We start from the raw sequence: 8,143 nt of genomic DNA, 5'->3' as shown, positions 1-8,143 counted from the left end.
GTCCTTGACTACTTACGGTTACAAAACCTTGGTAGCGGGCCGACACGTTCGCCGATCGGTGGGTGCATGATTCACGAAGAGCACGTCATGCTCTTTGTCTGACTGCCACCACCGATCGGCGTTTGTCCTTTCGTGCTCAACCTGTTCGTCTGTAGCCTACCGACGAGGCCCGGGTCCGCCGAACGCTCGTGGGCACAGTGAGGTCAGCGCGTTCTATTCGAACACGAAGCCCTCGTACTGAGTTTCTTCGATCTTGCGGACGATGTCTACGTAGTTCGACCAACCGCCCGCATAGGGAATGAAGAAACGGGAACCGTCGGGATTGACGTGAGTCATGTAGTTTTCGACTTCCTTCCGCAGCAGGCCATCCGAAGCCAGCTGGGTGAACTCACGGTAGTCGTTCTGTGCGATTTCCGTGGGCATGACGGAAGTGTGTCCGTGCGTGGACATGTAATTGACCAGTTCGGCGACGAAATCCACATGGAAGACATTATGCACATTGAAGTTAACTAGCACAGAGGGACTGCCGGGACCGGTCAACATATGCAAATTCGGGAAGCCGTTCAGCATCAAGCCAAGATAGCAGTTAGGTCCGTCGACCCAGTAAGACGTCGGATGCTCGCCTTGCTCGTTTTCTATTTCTATTGCATCGATAGGACCGGTGAACGCTTCGAAGCCAAGTGCCGAAATTATGATGTCGAACTCGTACTCGCGAGTATCGGTGAGTACACCCCGTTCCGTGACTTTTTCAATCTGTTCTTGACGCAAGTCGACAAGTGTGACGTTGTCTCGATTGAACGTTTCATAGTATCCGTTGCAGACCGCTAGACGGCGGGTTCCAATTGGATAGTATTTCGGTTCGAGCACTGCGGCAACGCTTTGGTCTTTCACGACTGTTTTGACTTTGTTCCGCACGAAGTCTGAGACAATTCCGTTCGTATCCCAACTTGTTCGCTGGTCGGGGAAAGCGAACGTCATCGACAAGCCGCCGAAGTCCCATTGGTCTTCGAGACGCTGTTGCTGCTCGGCAGGGCTCATGTCAGTTGCTGGAACCGTCCCAAACGGGGCCAGATAAGCTGTTGAAGTGTTGGTAACTTCATTCCACAACGCGGAAGTGTCTTCGGCGTACCGGGCGTATTTAACCGCATCAATCGGCGCGTTCTGCGACGGCACGACATAGTTCGGAGTCCGTTGAAACACATGTAGAGATTCGACTTCACCAGCAATCGCTGTGATTACCTGTGCACCCGACGATCCGGTTCCGATAACTGCTACGCGTTTGCCTGCAAGATCAACCTTCTCTCTGGGCCAGTGTGAGGTTTCGATCCACTGGCCTTTGAAGTCGGCGGCACCGGCGAAAGGAAGCTCACGAGACTTGGACAATTGTCCAGTTGCCATCACTACGTGACGTGCCAGAAAGATTTCGCCTGTAGAATCGCTGAGACGCCAACGCTGTGCGGCAGGAATCCATTTCAAGCTTTCGACGGCTGTCGAGAACTTGAAGCTTTTTCGTAAGTCGTAGTGGTTCGCGTAGAACTGTAGGTACGACAGAATCTCAGGTTGCGCCGGGTACCGTTCGGTCCACTGCCACTTCTGGTAGATGTCCGAGTCGAAGAAGCAATAGTAATAGGCCTCGATGTCGACTCGGGCTCCTGGATACGCGTTATGCAACCACACGCCGCCGATATCGTCGGCTGCTTCGAATCCTTGAACAGAATGCCCGTCGGCAGTGAACCGGCGGATGGCGTATAGACCACCCATGCCTGCCCCCACCACCGCGACATCGATCTCCCGTGTCTCGTCGTTACTCCGATCGACCTGCAGCCTATCTTCCATCTTTATCCTATCGCCAGTGCTCTTGCGGGTATATAGATCGCTGTGAGCAATCCTTTTATGCCATGGTGGCGCTTCGGAGTCGGTTTCGGCAGAGACGTTGTGTCAGACAATGACCTCTCAACGTAGGTACATCGTCAGGAGGGTCCCGGTGATCAAGTGGCGCTGTGCGGTTTCAGTGCAGGAAACACTGTGGTGGGAGGAAGGTTTCAACACGATCGAGGAGGCCCCTATGAGCGAGTATGACGGAAGCAGGTCGTCGGGATCGATCTGCACCGGCAACGGTCGGTGATCGTCCGCCAGACGGCGGACGGTGAACAATTGTCGGCGATACGGATCATCAACGATCCGATGGCGTTGGGATTGCAGATCGAGAAGGCCGGCCCGAACCCGGAGGTAGTGCTCGAGGCGACGTACGGCTGGTACTGGACCGTCGACGCACTCGAAGCGGCGGGCGCCACGGTCCACTGCGCACACCCATTGATTGTCAAGGGATTTCGGTACCGACGGGTGAAGAACGACGTGCGTGACGCCGGTGACCTGGCGGACCCGCTGCGGATGAACCGACTACCGGAAGCCTGGATCGCCCCGCCACCGGTGCGTGAACTCCGCGAACCACCGCCCCGCATCGCCGGGCGAAGGGATGACCGGTAGCCGAGACCCCCCGGCTCTAACCCACACCCATGCATCATCAGTTGGAGAAGGAAATCCTCAACCCCCACATAGCCACCCGCGTGCGCTGACCTCGACCATCCTCCCACTGAGTCTGCGCCGGCTCGGGTCATCGTCAACGCCGTTCGTCATCGCCTACGCTCCGGGCGCTCCGCGTTGACGCTGACCCTCACTCTGCGCTGCCCACATAGAAGGCCGAAACGCCAAATCGCCAGCATCGACTGGTGACCCGTAGCTCTTATTAGGGATGACAAACATCTCTACATATCAGTTGTAGTTCCCAGGGAGGTTGTGCACGGTGTGGGAGCCTGAAGTAGGCGACGGCCTCGGGTATCGGTGTGGTCATCACCACACACCACCGACCACTCGGAGGCCCTCGTGACACACGCTAACGCCTACCTGTCCGCGGCCGATTTGGCCCTCGCCCAACTCGTCGACGACGAACATTGGCCGCTGCGCCCTGCCACCGAACGGTTCCAATGCTCACCGGCAACAGCCAAGAAATGGGCCGACCGGAATCGAGACGGCGGCGAGGAGGCGATGCGAGACCGCTCCTCCCGGCCACACCACAGCCCGCACCGCACCGCGTCGCGAACCGAACGGCGGATCGTCGGGCTGCGGTTCACCCGCCGCTGGGGGCCACACCGCATCGGCTACCACCTGCACCTGGCCCGATCCACCGTCGAAGCGGTTCTGCGCCGCTATCGGACGACGCGGCTGACCGATCTCGACCAACGGACTTCCCGTTCGCCGGCCACCGGCCCACCGCTACGAACACGACACACCCGGTGACCTCGTGCACGTGGACATCAAGAAGCTCGGCCGCTTTCCCGACGGTGACGGGCACCAAATTCGGGCGATCATCGGCAACTGTCACAACAAGAGGAAGGGCCTGGGCTACGCCTCCACCCGCCATGCGGTCGACGACCATTCCCGGTTGGCGTACTCGGAGGAACACCACGACGAACGCAAGGAGACCGTCGCCGCGTCCTGGGAACGGCCCGAGCGTTCTTCGCAGCCCACCATATCGAGGTGCGAGCGGTGTTGACCGAAACCGGATACTGCTACCGCTCATCCTGTTTCGCCGCGGCGCTCGGTCCCAACGTCAAGCACCGCTACACCCGCCCCTACCGCCCGCAGACCAATGAGAAGGTCGAACGATTCAACCGCACTCTTGCCGCCGAGTGGGCCTACGCCGAGACGTATCGGTCCGACGATGCCCGCTCGGCGACCTACCAGTCCTGGCTCCATCACTACAATCACCACCGACCCCACACCGGAATCGGCGCCAAGTCACCTATCGACCGCGTCGGCGTTCACAACGCCCCCAGGAATTACAACTCGTTCGCGTGGGGCATCGGTGTTCGAGCTGGTGACGTGTCCGCAGTTGCACCCGGGCGTCATCCGAATTGCGCGAACGATGGGTTTGCAGTCATTCCGCCGGCCTGGAGGCTCATGGTCGTGCCTGTAGCGATTACAGATCGACGATTCGTGGGTAGTACGGGGGCCGCTGCCGCGCAACGCGGGTGAAGAGGATAATTCGACCATGGACTCAGCAAGCAACGGTGTCGGGCAAGCAACACTCGGGGAGGGAACGCTTACAGTTCGTGCTGCGCTCGAACTACCGATTCTGCGTGGTGGTGCTCCCGAGATCGTGGTAGGCGCAGAAGCCCTGGACCGCCCAGTCAGGTGGGTGCACGTCGTCGAGGTGAGAGACATCGCTTCCGTACTTCGGGGCGGGGAATTGCTATTGTCTGAAGGACGAATGTTCGGTAGCGCGGTAGAGGATCGAAGGCTGATCGCTGAGCTCTCCGAACGTGGTGTAGCCGCATTGGTTATCGAGTTGGGGCCTCGTCACCGCACTCTTCCGAAGAGCGTTGTAGGCGCCTGTCGCGACCATGGATTGACTTTGATCGCCTTGCATCTGCCAGTGGCATTTATCGATATTACCGAAGCCATTCATAGTCAAATTGTGTCTTACAAGCTCAATCTTCTCGATAGCGCGCATCAGCTACAGGATCGCCTGACGCACCTGGCGCTTGCCAATGGACGCATCCCTGAAATATTGGATATTCTTGCGGAGGCTGTGCATAACCCCGTGATTTACGAGAGGCAATATGGAGGTTTCGTATATCAAGCCCTGCATACTCTGACCGAGCGGGATGTGTCAGCGGCATGGGAAGGTTTCACTCGCAGAATAGGCTCTGCCCCAGCCGCTTTGGAGGCTATGCTCGCTGTAGGAGAACGTTCGGCAGGACGACTCGTCGCACTGTCCATGAATCGTCCGTTCACCGAAGCGGACGAGATGGCACTTGAGCGAACTGCGGGCATTGTCAGCTTGGTGCTAATGCGGGACGAACATCAGGACAGCGTCGCCGCTCGAAATCAGAGGGGGTTTCTCACGGCGTTGATGCACGGAGAGTTGCCACCATATCGAGCCGAAGCCCGTGCAGCGACTTTAGGTTTTACGGCCCCGGTTTTGTTACCATTGGCGATTCGGGCCGCAGCCCACCATCGTTCTCGGCCGTTGAGCTTAGAGGATCGACTATGGAAACAAATTTGGGACGACGTCAACAGTGAGATGAAGGGCCGTCGAATTAGCGCGATGATCGATCAAGCGCCATCGAATGACATCAGTTTAGTGATGCTCGGTTTGGAGGATGTAGCTCAGAGGGAATCCGCGATCGACCGCTTCGCGAATGTCGTGCAAGAGGCTGCAGACCGGCACATCGGCGTGCCCAACGGTGCAGTCATTTGTGCTGGTTCAGCAGTGCACACGTGGCAGGCGGCCGGCGAGGGACTTACTCTGAGCGTCGAGGCTATGGAAGGGGCCATGCAGAGCCAACCGCGTGCCTGGCATGATGCGGTGGATCTCGACCTCGACCGGTTGTTGTGGAGCCTACGACAGAATCCAGACCTCGCGAGATTTGCTCACCTTCGGCTCGATACCTTGCTGCATCACGACCGACAACGACGTAGCGAGCTGTTCAAGACGCTTCAAGTGCTTCTTCGTTTGAACGGTCGGAAAGCTGAAACGGCCCGGGCGTTGCACCTCGAACGCCAGTCGTTGTACAGCCGAGTCGAACGGATCGAATCTCTGCTCGGAGTCGATCTCGCCGATCCGGACATACGACTGGGTCTTCATCTTGCTCTACGCATCATGCGGCAACTACCGGAATTCACGGATGACGTCTGGGACTGAAGCAGGCGCCGCTGCTCATCTAGTGCTCGACCTGCCACATCAATTCAAGCTGTCGGCGATAGAAGCCACTGACTGACATTCTGTCCATTGTTCTCAAGATCGTCACCAGGAAATGTTGCCAGGTGATAGAGACCGGGTGTCACTCGCACATCTTTGAGTGCGAGGCCCGGTCACCGAGAAAGGGCAGATGAACTATGGCGATCGCAACTATCAACCCTGCTACCGGCGAGACGGTCAAGTCGTTCGAGCCAATGTCCGAATCAGAAGTGCAAGAACGTCTTCGAGTTGCTGATACCCGGTGGAAGCAGTTCCGAACCGTCAGCTTCGAGCAACGAGCGATCTGGATGCGTACGGCTGCCGATCTCCTAGAAGCCGAGGTCGACGAGGTGGCTGGGTTGATGACCTTGGAGATGGGCAAGACGCTGGCTTCTGCGCGAGGTGAGGCACTGAAGTGTGTCAAAGGGCTTCGCTTCTACGCTGACAATGCAGAAGCCATGCTCGCTGACGAACCTCTCCCCGCGGGGGCGAGTGTGGTCGGCGCCTCACGTGCGTTTACCAGGTACGAGTCGGTGGGAGTGGTGCTTGCCGTCATGCCGTGGAACTATCCGTTTTGGCAGGTTCTGCGTTTCGCTGCGCCGGCATTGATGGCCGGCAATGTTGGCTTGCTGAAGCATGCGTCGAATGTTCCGCAGTGCGCGATCTATCTTCAGAATCTATTCGAGCGTAGCGGCTTCCCTGAGGGTTGTTTTCAGTCGCTCCTGATATCTTCTGCTCAGGTCGAGGGGGTGCTGAGAGATCCTAGGGTTGCTGCGGCGACGATCACCGGCAGTGAGTGGGCCGGCAGGTCTGTTGCGTCGATATGCGGTGATGAGATCAAACCGTCTGTCCTCGAGCTCGGTGGCAACGACCCGTTCATTGTGATGCCTACGGCAGATATGGAGTCGGCCGTGGCGACCGCGGTCACCGCGCGAACTCAGAACAACGGGCAGTCCTGCATCGCGGCGAAACGCTTTCTGGTACACGACGCCGTTTACGATCAATTCACGACGCGTTTCGTCGAGGCTATGTCTTCCCTGACTGTCGGGGACCCGTTGGACGAAACAACCGATGTGGGCCCGCTTGCTACTGCGGACGCAAGGGACGAAGTGAATGAGCTCGTCGACGATGCGGTCGGGAAGGGCGCGTCGATCCTGTGCGGCGGTCGTTCTCTGGATCGGGATGGGTGGTACTTCTCGCCAACGGTGATTGCAGACGTATCGTCTGAGATGCGTGTTCACGATGAGGAAGTGTTCGGTCCAGTTGCCATGCTGCACCGCGTCACAGACATCGACGACGCTATCGCCGTTGCAAACTCGTCACCGTTTGGGTTGGGTGCATCGGCATGGACCAGTTCGACAGCAGAACAGGACCGGTTCATCTCGGAGATCGCCGCCGGTCAAGTGTTCATCAATAGCATGACAACCTCATACCCTGAGCTTCCCTTCGGAGGTACGAAACGCTCCGGATACGGCCGCGAGCTCTCTTATCACGGACTACGCGCATTCTGCAATGCTAAGACAGTGTGGGTCAAGTAGTAGATCAATCAAGCAATCCGGAGAGATCGGGTAAATGACTTCACATCGCGCGGACATCAGTGATGACCGCCCTAAGAGATAAGGCCTGTAATGCGATTGACAGGTAAAGCCGGAGTGATCACCGGGGCTACGAGTGGTTTAGGGCTCGCCACCTTGGAGGCAATGACCCGAGAGGGTGCATCCATTGTTGCTGTTGGCCGCGATCTCGAGCGAGGAAACCGTGCGGTACAAGCAATCAATGACCGCGGCGGGCGGGCGATCTTCCATCAGGGCGACGTGACCATCGAAGGCGACATAAGAGAGATGATCGCCCGGTGTCGTTCAGAGTATGGACGCATCGATATTATGCATAACAATGCCGCCTACTTGGTTAGCGCTGCCATTCACGAGACGACCAACGATCAGTGGACTGCATCTCTTGCCGCAAACCTCACCTCAGTTTTTTGGGGAACCAAGTATGCAGTCCTGGCGATGCGAGAGGAAGCTCACGGGGGCTCGATTATCAACACTGCGTCGGTAGCCGGGTTCACGGCCACTGGCGACACCGCATGCTATGTAGCAACCAAGTCGGGTGTCATCGGATTGACGCGCGACACGGCGATCGCGTACGCCGCTGAGGGAATTCGATGCAATGCAGTGTGTCCCGGTGATTTCGAATCACCGATGCTCGAGCATTTTTTCGATACGGCTACAAACCCAGCCGCCGCGCGCGATGCGATGGAAAAGCTGTATCCGACACACCGCATCCTTGCGCCCGCCGACGTCGCGGCCGCAATCGTATTTCTCGCCTCGGACGAGGCTCGGGGAATGACGGGAACGTCCATGATCGTAGACGACGGGTTAACAGCAAAAACATACTGAA

4 protein-coding genes and 2 pseudogenes are annotated in these 8,143 nt (G+C 57.9%); 5 read left to right on the top strand and 1 reads right to left on the bottom strand.

Annotated features, from left to right (window positions below):
- Positions 1-213 precede the first annotated feature (213 nt).
- Positions 214-1,836, bottom strand: a complete 1,623-nt coding sequence (locus AC1D1G_RS10220) for a flavin-containing monooxygenase (RefSeq protein WP_477951930.1) — start codon at positions 1,834-1,836, stop codon at positions 214-216.
- A 229-nt stretch (positions 1,837-2,065) separates the two neighbouring features.
- On the opposite strand from AC1D1G_RS10220, the pseudogene AC1D1G_RS10215 reads away from it, so the two are divergent.
- The 5 genes and pseudogenes from AC1D1G_RS10215 to AC1D1G_RS10195 form a co-directional block, all read left to right on the top strand.
- Positions 2,066-2,448: pseudogene (locus AC1D1G_RS10215) on the top strand (IS110 family transposase); the annotation flags it as partial.
- A gap of 435 nt (positions 2,449-2,883) precedes the next feature.
- Positions 2,884-3,831, top strand: a pseudogene (locus AC1D1G_RS10210) (IS481 family transposase); the annotation flags it as partial.
- A 220-nt stretch (positions 3,832-4,051) separates the two neighbouring features.
- The gene (locus tag AC1D1G_RS10205; protein WP_477951929.1) at positions 4,052-5,707 is read left to right on the top strand and encodes a PucR family transcriptional regulator; all 1,656 of its coding nucleotides are present in this window, start codon (positions 4,052-4,054) and stop codon (positions 5,705-5,707) included.
- Positions 5,708-5,901: 194 nt separating this feature from the next.
- A complete protein-coding gene (locus tag AC1D1G_RS10200; protein ID WP_477951927.1) occupies positions 5,902-7,281 on the top strand; it encodes an NADP-dependent succinic semialdehyde dehydrogenase in 1,380 nt (459 codons plus the stop codon).
- Between the two features lie 114 nt (positions 7,282-7,395).
- Positions 7,396-8,142 carry an SDR family NAD(P)-dependent oxidoreductase gene (locus AC1D1G_RS10195; protein WP_477951925.1) on the top strand — a complete coding sequence of 249 codons (747 nt, stop codon included), beginning with the start codon at positions 7,396-7,398 and terminating at the stop codon, positions 8,140-8,142.
- Position 8,143 lies beyond the last annotated feature (1 nt).

This window comes from Rhodococcus sp. P3_B8, assembly GCF_056402775.1.
The sequence above is the reverse complement of the archived record's forward strand: the minus strand, read 5'-3'. Positions and strand labels throughout refer to the sequence as shown.